General features: G+C 36.1%; 10 protein-coding genes and 1 pseudogene. 9 read left to right on the top strand and 2 right to left on the bottom strand.

The genetic code is table 11. The features are described 5' to 3' along the window. Positions 1-373 precede the first annotated feature (373 nt). Positions 374-1,834, bottom strand: coding sequence for a sodium:solute symporter family protein (locus CXF67_RS17730; protein WP_102089969.1), 1,461 nt, complete (start codon positions 1,832-1,834; stop codon positions 374-376). A gap of 296 nt (positions 1,835-2,130) precedes the next feature. Between CXF67_RS17730 and CXF67_RS19030 the strand changes: the two are divergent. Both CXF67_RS19030 and CXF67_RS17720 read left to right on the top strand, forming a co-directional pair. After that, a pseudogene (locus CXF67_RS19030) lies at positions 2,131-3,055 on the top strand (IS1595 family transposase). Between the two features lie 744 nt (positions 3,056-3,799). Continuing rightward, positions 3,800-4,162: a DUF2237 family protein gene (locus tag CXF67_RS17720; protein WP_102089968.1), complete on the top strand. Its 363-nt coding sequence runs from the start codon at positions 3,800-3,802 to the stop codon at positions 4,160-4,162. A gap of 64 nt (positions 4,163-4,226) precedes the next feature. Here CXF67_RS17720 and CXF67_RS17715 read toward each other — a convergent pair whose 3' ends face one another. Continuing rightward, positions 4,227-5,276 carry an NAD(P)-dependent alcohol dehydrogenase gene (locus CXF67_RS17715; RefSeq protein ID WP_102089967.1) on the bottom strand — a complete coding sequence of 350 codons (1,050 nt, stop codon included), beginning with the start codon at positions 5,274-5,276 and terminating at the stop codon, positions 4,227-4,229. A 417-nt stretch (positions 5,277-5,693) separates the two neighbouring features. Between CXF67_RS17715 and CXF67_RS17710 the strand changes: the two genes are divergently transcribed. The 7 genes from CXF67_RS17710 (at position 5,694) to bglX (ending at position 20,249) form a co-directional block, all read left to right on the top strand. Beyond that, the gene (locus tag CXF67_RS17710) at positions 5,694-7,070 is read left to right on the top strand and encodes a sugar porter family MFS transporter (RefSeq protein ID WP_102089966.1); all 1,377 of its coding nucleotides are present in this window, start codon (positions 5,694-5,696) and stop codon (positions 7,068-7,070) included. Next, positions 7,042-9,903, top strand: a complete 2,862-nt coding sequence (locus tag CXF67_RS17705; RefSeq protein WP_102089965.1) for a helix-turn-helix and ligand-binding sensor domain-containing protein — start codon at positions 7,042-7,044, stop codon at positions 9,901-9,903. Before CXF67_RS17710 ends, CXF67_RS17705 begins: the two co-directional genes overlap by 29 nt. Before the next feature lie 238 nt (positions 9,904-10,141). Further along, the gene (locus tag CXF67_RS17700) at positions 10,142-13,180 is read left to right on the top strand and encodes a SusC/RagA family TonB-linked outer membrane protein (protein ID WP_102089964.1); all 3,039 of its coding nucleotides are present in this window, start codon (positions 10,142-10,144) and stop codon (positions 13,178-13,180) included. A gap of 12 nt (positions 13,181-13,192) precedes the next feature. After that, positions 13,193-14,677, top strand: coding sequence for a RagB/SusD family nutrient uptake outer membrane protein (locus CXF67_RS17695; protein WP_102089963.1), 1,485 nt, complete (start codon positions 13,193-13,195; stop codon positions 14,675-14,677). A gap of 10 nt (positions 14,678-14,687) precedes the next feature. After that, complete coding sequence (locus CXF67_RS17690) at positions 14,688-16,241, top strand: hypothetical protein (protein WP_102089962.1); 1,554 nt, start codon at positions 14,688-14,690, stop codon at positions 16,239-16,241. A 12-nt stretch (positions 16,242-16,253) separates the two neighbouring features. Further along, positions 16,254-17,972 carry a family 16 glycosylhydrolase gene (locus CXF67_RS17685; RefSeq protein ID WP_257984754.1) on the top strand — a complete coding sequence of 573 codons (1,719 nt, stop codon included), beginning with the start codon at positions 16,254-16,256 and terminating at the stop codon, positions 17,970-17,972. Next, a complete protein-coding gene (bglX, locus tag CXF67_RS17680; RefSeq protein ID WP_102089961.1) occupies positions 17,973-20,249 on the top strand; it encodes a beta-glucosidase BglX in 2,277 nt (758 codons plus the stop codon). It abuts the gene before it with no gap. The last annotated feature ends 188 nt before the right edge of the window (positions 20,250-20,437 follow it).

The following is a 20,437-nucleotide window of genomic DNA, read 5'->3' as shown; positions in this document are numbered from 1 at the left end:
CTATGCATACAAAAAGCAATCACAAAAGCCAGATTACTTTAATTAAACAGAAGAAATGGATTTTATCCCGAAAATGAGCACAATAAAGTTTAGTTAAAGACATGACCTAGTTAAGTACGGATGAGCACGCTTAAGTTATTATTAGATTCTTGGCAAATGAAATCTATGAGGCTTTTGGAATTGGTTTTGTTTCCTGCTTTTGTACGTATCACCTTTTTAACGCAATCCTTACAAAACTCTAATTTATTCCAACCTTTTCATGAAAAAGACATTGTTTTTCGCGCAACAATTATAATTCCCTCAAGCTCCTCATGTGAACCTTATTTACACACATTAACATTGTCAATTCTGTATATTTTCTTCTGAAAGAGTTTTAATCGTATGTCCTGTTTAAGACATTCGCTTTTCTTATAAAGCGTCTGCTTTTTTCCATATCGTTTTTAGTTATAAAACTAAAGCTCACGTATAAAATCAGTGAAATGGAAATGCCGATTACGGCTTGTGAAATCGAGGCTATTTCCCAGGCAACAGGAAAAGGAGCACCAAGAGCTACCAGGAGATTATAACTAGAAAACACCAACCCGAACAACATAGAAATAGTAGCTGCTGTAGCGGTACCCCTTGCCCATAAAAATCCGAGGATAAGAGGTATGAATGCTCCGCTAGTTAAAAAATCAGATCCTATCCATGCGATGGTTAAAACAGATTTTATTTCTAAAGCTATCAATAAAGCGATGGCACCAACAATAAAGGTAGAGATTCTTCCTACAGTAACGTTATGAGCAGCACTCGCCCCAGGATTTATATACACCTTATAAATATCCAAGGTTAAAGAAAGCGCGCCGGTATTGATAAGAGAATCCATGGTAGACATAATTGCCGCACTTAGGCCTACAAAAAGAAGAGCGCTAATTACTGGATTTGAAATATTACTAATCATATTGGGAACAATTCCACTTTTTGGAACGCTTTCATAAAATACAGAAGCAAACATGCCTGTATAAGTCACCATAAGATAGAGTGGAATAAAAGCGAAAAAACTAATGATCATCATCTTTCTGGCGTCTGTAGATTTCTTTGCAGCAGAAATGCGTTGCCAAATATTCGCCTGAATCATCCACGAGGTACCAAAAGTTATAACATAGGCCAAATTATCAGAAACGTCACTAAAAAATGAAGTGTACCCACTTTTATTATTGAGAAGTGCTGTTGCTTTTACAGCTTCCATACCGCCAGACTGGGTATAGGCCGTATAAAACAAAAATATACCGGTAAATAAAAAGAATACAAACTGAAGTAAATCGGTGAGCACCACGCCTTTAAAGCCGCCGAATAAGGAATAGGTCAATACGATTAGAGTCCCTATAATAGCACCGGTTTGATAACTGAGATCAAAAAACGCCTGGAAGAATTTACCCACAACAATGACTTGAACTGTTGTTGCAATTACCATAAAAATGATAATAAAAATAGTAAGTAGTAGTGAAACTGTGCTGTTGTAGCGCTGCTTCATAAGTTGTGGTTGCGAAATAGAACCTATATTTCTAATACCTCTCGCAAATAGAAACAAAAGGGCAGTTGCTATCAATACAGGTACTCCATAAATCCAAAAAGAGCTAATGCCATTTCTGTGAGCATGATCTACAAGATCTATAGCAGAACCACCGCCCCACCAAGAGGCTATAAAAGTAATGGCCAATAACCAAGCAGGGAGTTTTCTGGAAGCCAAAAAGAAATCTTCACTGCTTTCACTTTTTCTATTCCAAATACCTACGGCGATGATTCCCACAACGTAAATTATTAAAAACAGGATACTAATATTTGTACTTTGCATATTTATTCACTAAATGAGATTTAATATCTTATTATGTCTACTGCCTGAATTGAATTCATCCAAGCTATCTTGTTTTAAAAACAAGGAAGTCGGATTTTTCTTTAAGACTTAGCCTTGTGTCACATAATTTTTTGAAAACATCTAAGGAGTGTGTTATTTAAGTGCATATTCATTTACTGTGATATAATTCGGGTTTATCCGTCATTTTAGGAATAAGGTGCATATTCATAAAAGCTTCAATACTACGGACTAATTCCTAATATTTGTTAGAGTTTAATAGTTTAATAGTTTAATATGTGGATATTTTTTCATTCGCAGTCCATTTTTTAAACGAGCAGAGTTGTAAATTCGATCATAGATAACAGAGCCACAAAGAGGGCGTTATTTGTAATAAATATTGGGGTTCTCAGCACTATGGGTTAAGAAATAAATGCGCTCATCAGTGCAAATCTTGTGAAGTTAGACAGACTTTGAAAAGCGGAGCATGACTGGAAAATCCGAACACTTACTTTATGATTTGGTATACGACCATTTCCCTCTAACAAAAAAGGGGTTTTCAAGCAAAGAGGTTCAACGACAATTAGGACTAAAGTCTTACTAACCTGTATAGGAAGAGGTACATGAAATTAGAGAAGTGATGAGGTAAAGAGATGACCTATACACACTTGAGGGAATGATTGAGGCTAATGAAGGGTATTTCTCTGTTGAAGCTTCGCAAGTGACAAAGAATGCTGGACAGGGAATTAAAACAAAATCTAATGTGATGGTACTACTGTAGAGCACTATCCTTGAAGGTTTAGAGACTGAAAAAATAGAAGGGCAGTGCCGCTGTTTTAAAGTTAAAGTACTTGAAGACCAAAAAACAAGGGTACTGATCAAATGCTAAAAAAAATAGTGATGAAGAAAAATCTATAGTGTTTTCAGACAAAAGCACATTCTATATGAATATAGCGTAAGTATGCATATGACTGAAAAGTCAAGCGAAAGACGGCAAAGGAAACACTGAAGGGTACACATTGCCATTGGAAACGCAAAATAGACTTACAGAAGTTTCATAAAATAAAGCAGAAGTATTTTTAATTATTTCTCAATGAGTTCATTTACAAACTCGATAGGAGGTATTTTGGACAGAGACTATTTGACAGGTTAACTTTAATAATACGTCATGTTTATTCACCCATAAAAAGGCTTCTTTTAAGGTCTCGATCTGACCAGTTTTAGCTTGTTTTTAATACTAATACCAAATTAAACCTATAATGTCGCAATAAATCGTTTCTTTTTCGCCTGCTTTTTATCAAAAATAATTACCGTAGCTAAGGCTATGCTAATTATTTTAAACTTCAATCAATCAAAAAATAATTCAATTTATTTATACGACATTATAAATTTAATTTGGTATTATTGTGGTGTCTACAATTCCATTAACTAAATTTTGAGTTACCTTTTACCAGCTTTTACAGACTAATAACTATGACTATTTTTGAGTCTACTTTTGGCAAATTCTAACCAATAAATTTTTAAATCCACTTATGAATTATTGTTTTTAAATCTGCAGTTTTTGTCATTTAGCCATTTTTAGAATCTACCACTGCTTGATCAATTTTTGCATTGTAGTGATTTATACTTATAGGATTTAATTCTTCTTTAATGAGTTCAGTTTTTGTTCTTGCCATAATTTTGAAGACCCCTTATATTTTATTCATTCTTAAGTTTTAAAATTTATTGAACAAATGATATTTTTCTAGATTCTAAATCCATTTATTTAATTTTAATTGATGTACACGTAATTATTAATTCTAAAGACTTTTCGTGACGTTGACTTCAGTTTACCTAAAAGCATCACTTGAATTTTACTATCTTATTTTTCCTGAATTTTAGCATCCTGTTCAAATGATTTCTTAGCCTTAAAACTAATTAACTTTCCCTATTATTGCTTAACTTACAGCAAATTCAGAAGAAAAAACAATGACGAAAAATATATTAGGCAGTGAGTTATTAGCATGCTCCTACGATCCTATGACTGGGGCTTTCCGAGATGGGTTTTGTAAATATTCCGATCTTGATCCCGGTCTCCATATTGTTGCGGCAAAAGTGACTGAGGGATTTTTAGAATGGAACAAAGCTAGAGGGAACGATCTGTTAAGCCCTAAACCGCAGTGGAGTTTTCCAGGGTTGAAACCAGGAGATTGGTGGTGTATTTGTATGGGAGTATGGTTGAAAAGCAAAGAAGCAGGACATCCTCTTCACCTTCGATTAGAATCTTGTAATGAAAAAATGCTCGAGTATATCTCCTTGGAGACCTTGAAAGCTTGGGAATATAAGGAGTAAAAAAAATCCCCTTTTGAAATGATTTCAAAAGGGGATTAAACTTGTATTTAACAACTACTCGTTTTTAGTTTTTTAAAGATTGCATGTCAATGACAAATCTGTATTTGACGTCTGAACTCACTATTCTTTCAAAGGCAGTATTGATGTTTTGCATATCGATCATCTCCACATCGGAAACAATATTATGTTCACCACAGAAATCTAACATGTCTTGAGTTTCTTGAATTCCTCCAATAAGAGAACCTGCTAGTCGTTTTCTTTTTACGATTAAAGCTCCGCCATTCACTCCTTTGAGTGGCTCAATGGCGCCAACTAAACACATGGTTTTATCTCGTTTTAGTAAGTTTAAATATGGATTCACATCATGACCTACTGGGACAGTGTTTAATATAAAGTCGAATGAATTGGCATGTTTCTTCATGTCTTCATCATTTTTAGAAACCAAGACTTCATCTGCTCCAAGGCGTTCCGCATCTTCACTCTTGTTTGGTGAAGTAGTAATCATAACCACATGTGCACCAAGCGCATGAGCGAATTTAATCCCCATATGTCCAAGACCTCCAAGTCCAACAACACCTACTTTATCTCCTTTCTGAACGTTCCATTGTTTTAGTGGTGACCACGTTGTAATACCAGCACATAATAAAGGAGCTACTGCTTTTATATCTAATTTTTCTGAGACATTCAATACAAATTTCTCGTCTACTACGACTTCTTCTGAATAGCCTCCAAAAGTGTGTCCTCCTAAATGTTTGTCAGGACTATTGTAAGTCGCTGTCATTCCATTTTCACAGTACTGTTCTAAGCCTTCATCACAAGCTTCGCAGTTTTGGCATGAATCTACCATACATCCAACTCCTACTTTTTGCCCTTCTTTAAATTTTGTAACCTCTTTTCCAACCGCGACAACATGCCCTATTATTTCATGACCTGGGATAACGGGATATTTAGAATTTTTCCAATCGTTTCTAACTTGGTGTATATCACTATGGCAAACACCACAATAATCTATTTCTATATGTATATCATTAGGAAGAATTTCTCTTCTTTTGATGTCTAATTGTTTTAAATCTGCATCATTGGCTTCAGCGCCATAAGCTTTTACTTGACTCATAAATTTTTATTTTCTTCAATATAAGATGTATTCGGCAGTTTTTATAATTTTTGACTTCGATTTAACCTAAACACTAAATCTTTATTAATTTCTTTTTTCTGGTATATTATCTAGAAGTTCGAAGGCTAATATGGAGACGTAAGTTGTTTTTGAAATTTATTAATTTGCCTTCAAATATAATTTATCATTTTGCTAAAGAGATTTAAACTCAAAGGATCTAGGCGTTATTTTTTGCTTTCTAGATTGGATAGCTCTAAAAATTATTATTATTTACTCGTTTTATTTTTATATTAGTAACTTTTACCATAGTAGTGTATAATTTTGAACCTGTACAAAACCATAACCACAAAAATCTCTATCGATATAGTGATGTATATTTGAAATATGTTTTCTATTTTGCTCAACAAAAATTAACAGATGAAGTCTAAAACGTTTTTATTGCTCATTACCTCTGTATCTGCACTTGGTGGATTTTTGTTTGGTTATGATACTGGTGTTATTAATGGTGCTCAATACTTTCTGAGTCAACACTTTGACTTAGATCCAGCTTTAAAGGGTTGGGTCGTTGGGTCGGCCTTAATAGGTTGTCTTGTAGGGGCTCTGAGTGCGGGTTACTTAAGTATGAAAATTGGTAGAAAGTATTCATTAATAATTTCTGCAGTTTTATTTACAATTTCAGCATGGGGCTCAGGCCTACCTTCTTTTTTACCTGATTCAGTTAGCTTATTGGTGGTTTTTAGAATTATAGGTGGACTTGGTATAGGTATAGCCTCTATGTCTGCTCCTATGTATATTGCTGAAATCGCCCCTTCACACAGGCGTGGAACTTTAGTTACTTTTTATCAGTTGGCTATTGTCATTGGGTTTTTCGTAGTCTTTTTGGTGACATACTTTATTGGTGATAAGTTAAGTGTCGCTGAGAATATTTCTTTTGGCTGGCGACGAATGTTTTGGTCGGAGTTAATTCCTAGTAGCTTGTTCTTGGTTCTGTTATTTTTTGTCCCTAAAAGTCCTAGATGGTTATACCTGATGCAAAAACCTGAAGAAGGGTATAGTACTCTTTTAAAAATCCATGGTAGTGAATTGGCTAAAAAAGAAGCTCACCAAATTCAGGATTCAATAGATCAAAATCTAGAAAAGCCTAAAGTCAACTTTTTTTCGAAAGCAATTTTAGGTATTATATGCATAGGGACTATATTTTCTATGTTACAACAATTTACTGGGATCAACGCCGTGTTATATTATGGCTCAGATATTTTTGAAAAAGCTTTAGGTTTTGGGAAAGATGATGTTATTGAACAACAAATTCTTTTAGCTTTTATCAATTTGATCTTCACTTTTATTGCTATGTTCTCTGTAGATAAATTTGGAAGAAAACCTTTGGTTTATATTGGATGTGTAGGAATGATAATTGGATTTTCTTTACTCGGTATTAGTCTTCAGCAACAAAGTGTTGGGTTGGTTTCTCTGATAGGCGTATTGCTTTTTATCGCTTCTTTTGCGATGTCGATGGGACCTGTAGTTTGGGTTTTGCTTTCCGAGATGTTTCCTAATCGAATTAGAAGTGCAGCCATGTCTATTGCTGTTGCAGCTCAATGGGCTTCGAATTACGTTGTATCACAATTTTTCCCTGTTGTTTCTGAAAGTGAGACCAATATGAATAGCTTTTGGAATGGATCATTACCCTATTTTATTTTTATAGGATTTATAATACTTATCATAGTGTTCACTTACAAATATTTACCAGAAACCAAAAACAAATCACTTGAAGAGCTTGAAGATATTTGGGATTAAGACTTACACTCTTTACAATGTTAAGTTTCGTGTATCCCTACATGTTTGCTTATTCTTTTGCTTTCTAGGATCTAGTTATTCTCAGGAATTGCCTCCTGTTCTAAGTTTTTCCCCTAAAGACTATCAAGCTGATAACCAGAACTGGTCCATTACACAAGGAGAAAATAAGCACATATATATAGCCAACAATAAAGGATTATTGGAGTTTGATGGGGAAGCATGGGCCCTATACCTCTCTCCTAACAAAACCATTCTTCGTTCCGTTTTTTTTCATGACGATAAAATATATTCAGGGAGTTATCGGGAATTTGGATTTTGGGAAAAACAGTCTACAGGTGCTTTAGTCTATAATTCACTATCTCTAGATATCATTGATTCTATTGGTACAGATGAACAATTCTGGACTATTGAAAGGCTTGAAGACTGGATTATTTTTCAATCTCTAGATCATATATATACTTATCATACTGATAATAAGACCGTAGATAAAATCCCTATTGAAGGTTCAATTTCAAAAATGTTTAAGCTGGAGTCAGATCTTTATTTTCAAATTGTAAATAAGGGGCTTTTCAAAATTGAAGATGGCAACCCTCTATTGGTTTCAGATCATGTTTACTTTACAACTAATCGGATAACGAATCTTTATACCTATAAAAATCAAATCTTGGTGCAAACCGAAACAGAAGGTATCTATACATTAGAGAAAGCTCCTCAATTGTGGCCTTCAAATTCTACTAGTCTTAATACCTTTAATGTATATGCTAGTTTACAAAAGATTGATGGAGGTATTGTTTTAGGAACGATTTCCCAAGGCGTTATTTTTCTCACTCCCGAAGGTCGTATTACGAATCAAATTTCACAGCAGGAGGGTCTTACCAATAATACAGTTTTATCTGTTTTTGAGGACAAAGACAGAAATATTTGGCTTGGACTCGATAATGGTATTGATTGTGTTAATATAAACTCTCCAATCAGTGTTTTTAATGATGATAAAGGAATTTTAGGCACCATTTATACTTCCATCGTTTACCATAATCGTCTTTATTTAGGAACAAATCAAGGTCTTTTTTATAGAACAGTTGAAAGTCCTGGCGACGACTTTCAACTTGTGAAAGGGTCCAAGGGTCAAGTATGGGCTCTTAAAACCATCGATGGTACTCTTTTTTGTGGCCATAACAACGGGTCGTTTGTCGTTGGAGATAACTACTTTGAGCAACTTTCGGAGTTACTAGGTACATGGTGTTTCAAGTCGGTCCCAAACCAGCCACGTCTCATTATACAGGGTAATTATTCAGGGTTGAGTGTTTTAGAGAAGGTGACTGGTCAATGGCAGTTTCGTAACAAAATCAAAAATTTTGACGTTTCATCAAAATTTGTTGAATTTATATCACCCAATGAAGTTTTAATTGATCACGAATACAAAGGCGTTTATCGCATAAGCTTAGATAAAGACTTTACTCAAGTTTCTAAAATACACCAATACGTAGATCTAGAAAAAGGTCTATATTCTAGTTTGGCTAAATTTAAAGGTCAAGTGTATTACGCCCAACAAAAAGGCATTTGGAAATTTCAGATGGATACTAATACTTTTCAAAAAGACAGTTTACTAAGTCAGATGTATTCTGAAGAAACGTATTCTTCTGGAAAATTGGCAGTTACTGATGGAGAAATTGGGCTGTGGAGTTTCAATAAAAATAGTGTAGATTTTACTTTACAAGGTAAATTGAATGAGAATTACAGGCTAGGCTCCATTCCAATTACATCGGATTCTAGAGGAACGATGGCCGGTTATGAAAATATTCTTCAGTTAAGTGACGATGAATACTTATTAGGCTTTACACAAGGCTATATGGTCATTAATTATGATAAATTTTCTAAATCAAAAATTGACCAACCTCTAAATTTAACTACTATAAAGTACTGGGAAAATGGAAAAGAACCAGTGTCCTTGGCTAAAGATAAACCAGCAGTATTAAAGAATAAGTTTAATAACATTCATTTTAATTTTAGTGTACCACATTTTGAAAAATATTTTTCTTCTGAATATCAATTTCGGCTTAAGGGGTTTATAGAAGACTGGACTGCTTGGGGGGCAAAAAACGAAATGACATATAGTAATCTGGCTTCTGGGGATTACGAATTTCAGGTGAGAGCAAGAATCGGAGAGAGTTACCAAAAGAGTTCTAAATCGTTTATTTTTACTGTAGAGCGTCCTTTTTCTTTTTCAAACCTTATGCTTATTGTTTATCTTTCAACTTCAATTGTTTTCTTTTTAGTGATTCACACTATTTATAAACGCTATTATAAAAAACAAAAAATTGAACTAAAGCGGAAAGCTAACCAAGAATTAGAACTCAAAGAACTTGAAAGTGAGCAAGAACTTATGCAAGTCAAAAATGAACAGCTCAAACAGGACATAGAAACCAAGAATAGAGAGTTGGCTGTTTCTACGATGAGCTTAATTAAGAAAAATGAATTTCTAAATTCAATAAAAGAGGAACTCCAAAAATCAAAACCATTACAAGCTTCTTCTAGGAATGTGATTAAGATTATCGATAAAAATATCAACAATTCAGACGATTGGAAGATCTTCGAAGAAGCTTTTAATAATGCAGATAAAGACTTTTTGAAAAAGATGAAATCTAAACATAATTCTTTAACGCCAAATGATTTAAGACTAAGTGCCTACTTGCGTTTGAATTTATCGTCCAAAGAGATCGCACCGCTTTTCAACATATCTACAAAAAGTGTTGAAGTGAAACGATATCGTTTGCGTAAAAAAATGGACTTACCACGTGAAATTGGCCTAGCAGATTATATTTTGGAAATTTAGAACCAATACAATAGCCAATTTCAACTCTACATCACCACTACACATGGCTTAAAATTCGCAAAATATAACGTTGTAGTTAAAAATTTAACAGCTCTATTTAGCTTACTACAATCAGGCGGTGAGGGGCTGTTAAAATTCAGAAAACCTTAATTTTAACAGCTTGTAGTTTTTTTGTAATTCCTAAAAAACTAATTGTGACGTACTTAATGTTAGATTTACTATTAAACAAACAACAGATATGATTAAAAATTTTTTGTTAACGACGTTTTGCTTTTTCTCTCTTTGCGTGTTTTCGCAGGTGAGAGATATTGAAGGCAGTGTGGCAGATAAAGAATCTGGGATGCCTTTATTAGGGGTGAACGTTATTGTAGAAGGTACTTCACAAGGGACAACCACAGATTTTGACGGTAATTTTATACTGCCCTCGGTCCAAGAGGATGCAACTCTAGTATTTTCCTATTTAGGGTTCAAAACTTTAAAAATAAAAGGTGCAGGCCAAACCCAATTTGATGTTAAATTAGAATCAGATACCGAAGCTCTAGACGATGTGGTCGTTATTGGATATGGTTCTAGTAGCAAACGAAAAATCACTGGCTCTGTTTCTACCGTTAATTCTCAATCTATTCAGGACCTTGAACCCATCAATGCTGCTACTGCACTTCAGGGGACTTCTGCAGGAGTAAGTGTAACTCCTCAATCTGGTGCACCTGGAGCAGAATCTAATATTAGAATTAGAGGAGTATCAACCAACGGAAACAGTTCTCCGCTCATCATTTTAAATGGCGCTCAGTACGATGGAGGTTTAAATTCTATAAATCCTCAGGATATTGAGTCAATAACTATCTTAAAAGATGCACAGGCTGCTATTTATGGTTCCATAGGGGCCAATGGGGTTGTCCTTATTGAAACCAAAAGAGGAGAAAGAAATCAGTCCGCAGTGGTGTCTTATAATACTTACGTTGGTTTACAAGAAACAACAAGGGAATTGTCTTTATTGAATGCCAACGAATATGTGTTACTGACCAATGAAAAATATGCTAACGCAGGTCTGGATTTACCATACACTAACCTTTCTCAAATTAACAATAATACAGATTGGCAAGGTCAAGTTTTTGAAACGCCTACAGTCATTAGCAATAATGTATCTATAAGAGGTGGGTCTGAGAATACCGATTACTCCTTTAGCGCATCTCATCTAGACCAAGGTGGTATTGTTGCTCCCGACAAATCTAACTTCAAGAGAACCACAGCCAGCATCTCCCTAAACACAGATGTGAGAGATTTTTTAAATGTAAGTGCTAACGTGTTTTTTACAAACAATAGATCTCAAGGCATAAATTCATTTGGACTTGGGTCTGTTCTTTTTAATGCTATTAATATTGCTCCAGTAATTAGTCGGAACCAGAATAATTTGGATGGCACTATAGATTTGGGAAACGAAGTGGTTAACCCATTGGCACAAATCAATAATACCTTCAACGATTTTGAGAGCAATCGATTAAGTGGTTCTTTTAAAGCTGAATTGGAATATGTCAAGGATTTTAAATTAACTGCTAGATATGGATTCAATTCCTCTAAATTAAACAATAGGGAGTTCTTCCCAGAGTTTAATTTTGGTAATGGAAAGGTATTTAATCGTCCTTTTAATCAAGTTAATCTCAACCAACAAGATTTCTACGATTATACCTTTGATTTATTTAACACCATCGAAAAAACGTTCTTCGACGATTTAGACGTAAACTTTACACTAGGAACAACAGTTTTTAGAGCCCATGGCGAAGGACTTTTTGCCTCTAGAACAGGAGTCCCTAGAAATAGCTTTCAGTTTGCAGATTTAGATACTGCTATTGGAGTCGGCGATAACCAGACCAATGGTTCATTTGTTAGCGAATTCAGAAGATTATCTTATTTCAGTAGAGTTGAGTTTTCGTATTTAGATCGCTATCTTTTATCAGGGATTATACGACGTGATACATCTTCCAATTTTGGGCCAAATAATGCCTCTGCATGGTTCCCTTCAGTTACTGCGGGTTGGATTATGACTGAGGAGGATTTTATAGGGACTAGTGATTTTATCAATTTTGCAAAATTAAGAGGGAGCTATGGTCAATTAGGAAATGATCAAATTGGTAATTTTCTTTTTCTTTCAAGACTCAACGGTGAAGCGACCTATGTTTTTGGAGAAGACCAAAGTTTAACAGAAGGTCAAGCTTTAGGTCCTCTTGCTAATCCAAACGTTAAGTGGGAAATTTCAACAAAATTAGACCTTGGACTTGATCTTGAATTTCTAAACAGGGACTTACGAGTAACATTTGATTACTATAGAAATGAAAGAGAGGATTTGTTAATACCTAGTATACCAACCTCTGGTATTTTTGGAACTTCCGCACCAGGGAGTTTAGCTCCTACAATTAATGCAGGTACTGTTGTAAATAAGGGTATTGAATTGTCTTTAAACTATAGTAAAGAAGTTAATGATGATTTCTCCTTTAGTGTGAATTACAATTTGAGTACTGTAGATAATGAAGTTACCCAAATAAACGGAGCACCATTTCTTGAAGGTGGACAGTTTAGTGTAGGACAACTTCCGCCCTCAAGAATGGAGGTTGGTCTACCAATAGGTTATTTTTATGGTTTAAAAACCGATGGGATCTTTCAGTCTCAAGCTGAAGTAGAGGCACATCCTTCTCAGGCTTTACTTGGAGCAACGGCAAGACCTGGTGATATAAGGTTTGTGGATGTAAATGGTGACGGGGCAATAACTCAAGATGATAGAACCTATATTGGAGATCCTATCCCTGACGTTACTATGGGTTTTAATTTATCTTTCAATTACAAAAACTTTGACTTTAGTGCATACTCATTTGCTAATCTTGGTAGCGAAATTGTAAGAAATTTTGAGCGTGATCAAGTTAATGTGAACATGCTAAGTCGGAGATTAGATCGTTGGACGGGGCCAGGTACTTCCACTACAGAGCCTAGAGTTTCCGCAGGGGCCACAGCCAACAAATTATTCTCAGACTATTTTGTTGAAGATGGTTCTTTCCTTAGGATCCAGACCATCTCCTTTGGATACTCTTTACCTACAGAGGCTTTAAAAACTGTAGGGCTCACTTCTGTGAAAATCTATGCAAAAGTAGATAATGCTTTTACGTTTACAGAATACTCAGGTTACGACCCAACAGCATCTACGGGTGCACCAATAGGGGGAGGAATTGACTTAGGTTTTTACCCCCTCCCTAGAACATATACATTAGGACTAAATGTTAAACTTTAATACAGAACAATGATGAACACTTTTTATAATAAATGCACATTGATTTTAATAGCATTTGCTTTGGTATCCTGTAGTGATGATTTTGTAGATGTAGATCCTCCTTTTCAATTAACTTCTGAAACATTTTTTGAAACTGAAGATGATTTCCGAAATGCTCTAGTAGGTGCTTACGATCTTTTGCAAGCGACATACATCAATGTGATACTTGGAGAAATAGCATCTGATAATGCAAATGCTGGAGGAGAAAGTGCTACAGACGTAGTGGGATGGCAGCAAGTGGACAGAATGATTCATACTCCGGTAAATGATGATATCGATAATGTCTGGGATTTTAATTTCGCTGGAGTGTATAGAGCGTCTTACATTATTGAAAATAAAGATAAGATAGACTTTGACGGAAAAGAACAGATTATAGCTGAAGTCCGCTTCTTAAGAGCTTATTTCAATTTTGAATTAGTGAAATGGTTTGGACCTATTCCCATTAAACCAGAAGGGCGCTTTGAATTAGGAGAAGAGACTTCTATACCAAGAGCTTCTGTTGAAGATGTTTACGCCTACATTGAAAATGACTTGAATTTAGCAATTCCAAATTTATCTCCACAAGCAGTTGAAGTTGGACGGGCTACCAAAGCTTCTGCTCAGGCTTTACTTGGCAAAGTACATTTATTCCAGGATGAGTTCGGCTTAGCAGCAGCTCAACTTAACGAAGTAGTAAATTCAGGCTTCCGCCTTTATGGGACTGTACCAGAAGAAGATGTTTTAAATCTATTCGAATATGAAGCAGAAAATAGTGCTGAAGCTGTATTTGAAATTCAATATACAGGTACGGAAGGTGCTGGTTTTGATTGCCTCCAGTGTAGTGAAGGAAATGTGATGGTTGGATTTAGTGGCGTAAGAGGGTATGATGGCCCGCTTTATGAATCTGGCTTTGGATTTAATTTGCCTACACAAGAAATGTTTGATGCTTTTGAAACTAGCGATTTACGTAAAGAGTTAAGTATTTTAGATATTGAAGCCTGGGCTGCAGATACTGGAGCCATTTTTGTCATAGGAAATCAAGATCCTCAAACTGGACATACAGGGTATTACAATAGAAAATACATTCCTCGACAAAATGAAAATTTAGGAGATGCTAATTTGACACAGCCTAATAATTATAGAGCTATACGTTTTGCAGATGTTTTATTGATGGCTGCTGAAGCTTTAAATAGGGGAAGCATCAATGATGTTTTAGCTTTAGATTATGTAAATCAAGTAAGAAATAGAGCAGGCTTACCAGATATAAATGTTTCTGGAAGTCAGCTTACAGATGAAATATACAGACAAAGACGCTTAGAGCTAGTTGGTGAGGGACATCGTTTTTTCGATTTGGTAAGAACGGGTAGAGCTGCTCAACAGATAGAAGGCTTTACAGCAGGGAAAAATGAAGTTTTTCCAATACCCCTAGAAGAAATTCAATTTTCTCAAGGCAATTGGGAACAAAATCCTAACTACTAAAAAAATAAACATGAAAAAGCATATTTATATACTTTGGCTTAGCATCATCACAGTGTTCACCGTGGGATGCTCGGAGGATGAAGGCCTCCAAGAGGTGACTATAGCACCACCCTCCAATGTCGAAGCTAAAGTCACGCTATCTCAGGACAATTCGGGTAATGTAGAAGTCCTTCCTACTGCGGAAAATGCCAATACTTTTTTTATTGATTATGGTGATGGAAGTCCAGTTTCAGATACATTGAGCTCTGGAGAAACGTTCTCCCATATTTATTCAGAAGGAAATTTCGATTTGACCATTGTGGCCTTAAATGTATCAGGCCAAATTACCGAACTTATAAAACCAGTAGAAATTTCGTTTTTACCTCCAGAAAATTTAGAGGTAACGGTTGAAAAAGATGCAAATAATCCATTTTTAGTAAGGGTAACAGCTTCAGCCGACTTGGCTAATGGATTCGAAGTGACCTTTGGTGAGGAAGAATCAGAGGAGCCAATGCCTTTTGAGATTGGTGAAACAGTAGAATATACCTATACTACTGTTGGAGAGTTTACTGTAGAAGTGACAGCCCTAAGTGGAGGAACAGCTACCGTTTCGGTATCAGAAATTGTGGTTGTTACCGATCCTTTAGTATTACCTATCGATTTCGAATCGGAAACTGTCGATTATACTTTTTCTAACTTTGGAGGTGGAGAAGGAGCAGGAGCTCCAATCATAGATAATTCAGATCCTAATGAAATCAATACTTCGGCTAAAGTAGCTAGTTATACTAAAGTAGAAGGATCTCAAACCTTTGCAGGAACGACAGTAACACTTAATGAACCTATAGATTTTTCGGGAACGTCATCTATAGCTATTGACGTCTTTTCTCCTCAAGCAGGATTACCTGTTCTTTTAAAAGTTGAAAATGGAAGCGACGCAACTATATTTTCAGAGGTCCAAGAAAGCACAAGTGTCTCCGGAGAATGGGAAACTCTAACTTTCACTTTTCCCAATTTAGATCCTGATGAAACCTATTCAACATTAGTTCTGTTTTTTGATTTCAATACCTCAGGTAACGGAGAAACCTATTTGTTCGATAATATCGAACTTGCAGATCCATTTATACTGGAACTTCCGATTGACTTTGAAGCTGGTGCAGATTTTTATAATTTCACAGAATTTGGAGGAGCTCCAACCGTAGTTATTGAAAATCCTGATCCGACAGGAATTAATCTAAGTGCCAATGTAGCTAAAACGCTAAAGGCAAATGGTGCAGCAACATTCGCAGGATCTTTTATTGATTTAGCTACTCCAATAGACCTCTCAGTAAGTAATTCTTTAAGAGTTAAGGTATGGTCGCCAATTGTCGATAGCGAGGTTAGATTAAAATTAGAAAGTCTTGAAAGTGATGCCGAAATTGAAGTGGGACAAGTGGTTCAAACATCAGAAGAGTGGGTAGTGTTGGAATTTGATTTTTCAACTGCCGATTTAGGTGAAAATTATTCAAGAATTATATTCTTTTTTGACTTTAATAAAACAGGTACAGGTTTAGAATTTTATTTTGACGATTTAGAATATGCGAACTAAAAAAAGTAAATTATGAAAATGATACATATTAGAAGAACAGCTATATATTTTCTTACAGCTATTATTTCCCTAGTCGCGATATGGAGTTGTCAAGATGACGATAATCAGTTCGGGACTTCAGAAGCTCCCTCCAATTTACAAATTGGCTTTTCTCTTGTTAATGCCGATACAGATAATGAATTTGGAGATGGTAGTGGTTTCGTCGAATTTACATCATCGGCTGATAATGCAATCAATTTCAAGTATGTTTTTGGGGATACCCAAGAAGCACTTGAAACTAACGGAGATATTATTCATACCTACAGTAGAAATGGAGTGAATACCTACACAGCTACGGTTATTGCCTCAGGAAGAGGGGGGACACAAACCAGTGCTTCTGTTGAGGTTACCGTGTTAAGTTTGTTCGATGATCCCGTCACCAGAGCCTTTCTTATAGGAGACAATCCTCCAGAAGATAATAATAATAATCCAGATGCTACAAAAACGTGGTATATAGCTTCTCAAGAGCCAGGTCATTTAGGGGTTGGTGGGGTAAACTTGACCACGCCAAATGACTTTGAAGCTAGCCCTAACCAATTGGCACAATGCCTTTATGATGATTCAATTACTCTAGCAAATGGTCTTAATGGTGCTATTACTTTCAATCATGATAATATAGATCCAGATGGAGTTGGTGTTACATTCTTTCAAAATTCTTTTCTTTCCATCGGTGGTGGTGGTGGTCCAGCTGACCAATGTTTACCTTTTGATGTTTCCAGCGAAAAATTTTTAAGTTTATCTCCAGCGACCTCAGGTTTGCCAGAAGATTTAACCACTGGAACTCAATTCTCAGTTACAGATGGAGGTTTTATGGCATTTTACTTAAACACTAGTACATATGAAGTATTAGAAATTACGGAGAATTATATGTATGTTCGAGTTATTTCTTTGACTAAAGATGGAGGCCCTGGAGGCCCTGAAGCTTGGTATCTCAAATTCACTACTAATCCTGATGGATCTGTAGACGGAGGTAATGGGGGACCTAATCTCTTAGAAACTGAATATGAAAACTTACTCTTTGAAGAGGAATTTGATGTAGATGGGGCTCCAGATCCAAACACTTGGAATATCGAAATCGGTAATGGTGATAATGGATGGGGTAACGAAGAAGTACAATACTATACGGAAGATAACGTGATTGTTGAGGATGGTATTTTGAAAATCACAGCTAAAAGAGAACCTACTAACGGGTTTGACTTTTCATCGACACGTATGACGACTTTAGATAACTTTTCTTATGAATATGGAAGAGTAGAAGTCAGAGCAAAACTTCCTGAAGGAGGGGGGACATGGCCTGCAATTTGGATGCTAGGAGAAAACTTCCCAGATGTCGGCTGGCCTGAAACTGGAGAAATTGACATTATGGAGCATAGGGGAAATCAGCAAGATGTGATTCATGGTTCTTTACACTTGCCAGGTAATTCTGGCGGCAACGCAATTAGTGAATCAACAACTGTAGCCGGAGTTTCTCAAGAATTTAATAATTACACAGTAGAGTGGTCTTCAGAGCGTATTTTATTTGCGGTGAACGATGTTGTGTATCATGAATTCGAAAATACATCTGAGACGCCTTTCAATAATCCGTTCTTTTTAATTTTGAATGTGGCAATGGGTGGAACTTTTGGTGGTGAAGTAGATCCTGCATTTACAGAAAGCAAAATGGAAGTGGATTACATAAGAGTTTATCAATAAATGAAGTACTTAAGATTGATGTATTTGGGTCTTTTGGTATTGTTTTTAGCATGCCAACACTCTCCAAATAGTGAAAAAGACGCCTCAAAAGAAATAGATCGACAGGTCGAAGAACTCCTTTCTAAAATGACTTTAGAAGAGAAAATCGGTCAGATGAATCAATATTCTGGTTTTATGGACTTTACGGGTCCTCAACCCAATGAAGGCAGAGCGGCCAATAAGTTAGAACAGATTAAAAAAGGCTTGGTGGGGTCCATGCTAAACGTTCATGGAGTAAAAAACATCAAGGCTGTTCAAAAAATAGCAGTAGAAGAAAGCAGATTGGGGATTCCGCTAATTTTTGGCTTCGACGTGATTCATGGATATAAGACTGTAAGTCCTATTCCCCTGGCTGAAGCGGCAAGTTGGGATCTAAAAGCCATCCAAAGATCTGCAGAAGTTGCAGCAGAAGAAGCTTCAGCGGCAGGTATCAATTGGACGTTTGCACCCATGGTTGATATTTCTAGAGACGCTCGTTGGGGTCGTGTCATGGAAGGAGCTGGTGAAGACCCCTTTTTAGGAAGTGAAATTGCTAAAGCTAGGATACAAGGGTTTCAAGGTGATGATTTATCTGCGGTTAACACGGTTGCCGCTACTGCAAAACATTTTGCAGCCTATGGTTTTGCAGAGGCAGGTAGAGAATATAACACCGTAGATATTGGAACTTCAACTCTTTATAATGTGGTGTTTCCCCCTTTTCGAGCTTCTTTAAAAGCAGACGTTAAGACAGTGATGAATGCTTTTAATGTGGTTAACGGGGTGCCTTCTACTGGAGATAAATTTTTGCTAAGAGATATTCTGAAAGGGAAATGGAATTTTCAAGGATTTGTGGTTTCTGATTGGGATTCTGTAGGTGAAATGGTTGCACATGGTTTTGCTAAAAATGGCCGTGAAGCAGCTAAGTCTGGAGTCACAGCAGGATCCGATATGGATATGGAATCTTATCACTATATTGAGCAATTGGCAAACCTTGTGAAGGATGGTGAAGTCGATGAAGCACTTATCACTGATGCTGCACGTCGTATTCTGAAAGTTAAATTTGAATTAGGTCTTTTTGAAGATCCTTATAAATATTGTTCAATAGAACGGGAAAAGGAAACAATTTACAATCCAAAATTCAAAAAAGATGTTTTGGATATGGCCAAAAAATCGATTGTTCTCTTAAAAAATGAGAACAATACGTTACCTCTAAAATCTTTAGGACAAAATATCGCAGTGATTGGAGCTTTAGCAGATGATAAAACGTCTCCTTTAGGGAATTGGAGAATCGCTGCGGATGATGGCACCGCTGTTTCTGTGTTAGAAGGTCTAAATGCGTATGATAAAAATAATTATACTTATTCTAAAGGTGCAGATGTGATTACGGGGGAAAAGCGATTTACCCAAGAGCTAACTATAAACAACACCGATAAAAGTGGTTTTTCTAAGGCCATTGCAACAGCTAAATCTGCGGATGTAGTGATTATGGTGTTAGGAGAGCATGGTTTACAGAGCGGAGAAGGTCGAAGTAGAACCCGATTGGATTTACCAGGAGTACAACAAGAACTTTTAGAGGAAGTGTATAAGGTGAACTCCAATATTGTCTTGGTGTTACAAAATGGAAGACCTTTAGCTCTACCCTGGGCAGATGAGCACATTCCCGCTATATTAGAAGCATGGCATTTAGGATCTGAAAGTGGTAATGCCATTGCTGAAATCCTTTATGGAGATTACAATCCTAGTGGAAAATTACCGATGACGTTTCCTCGTCATGTTGGGCAAGTTCCTATTTATTACAACCATAAATCGACCGGTAGACCTAAGCTCCCCTCTCCCGGAGAAGTATTTTGGTCACATTACACCGATGAAAAGCACACGCCTTTATATCCTTTTGGATTTGGATTAAGTTATACCACTTTCGATTTTGAGGAGTTAACAATTGATAATTCATATACCGAAAACAAGACTGTGAGTGTTTCAGTAAAGGTGACTAACACGGGGCGAAAACTTGGAAAAGTCACTACACAACTTTATCTGCAGGATGAATTTGCAAGCGTCACTAGACCCGTTAGAGAATTAAAAGCTTTTGAACAGGTGGAGCTAAACCCGGGAGAAAGTAGAGTTTTAAGCTTCCAACTTCAAGATAAAGAGCTTGGATTTTATAACAACGAAGGTGAATTTTTAATAGAAGAGGGGAGTTTCCAGGTTTATGTTGGTGAAGACTCTCAAGCTCAACTTTCAAATTCTTTTGAACTCTAAAAGTTTTAAAGGAGTTGTCTAATGAGTCTCTATTTGTAAAATTAATATGCTGGTATTGGTCTCCCAAGATTATGTTTGGGATACTAATACTAGTGAAGTCCATTAGGCTAATAGTCGGGTAAATGGTGTGTTAAATTGTACCAAATTAATAAAAAATTAAATTTAAAGACTTCTTAAAATACCGTATG

Source organism: Psychroflexus sp. MES1-P1E (assembly GCF_002836055.1).
Classification (GTDB): domain Bacteria; phylum Bacteroidota; class Bacteroidia; order Flavobacteriales; family Flavobacteriaceae; genus Psychroflexus.
Note: the sequence above shows the minus strand (reverse complement) of the source record. Positions and strands in the feature narration are given on the sequence as shown.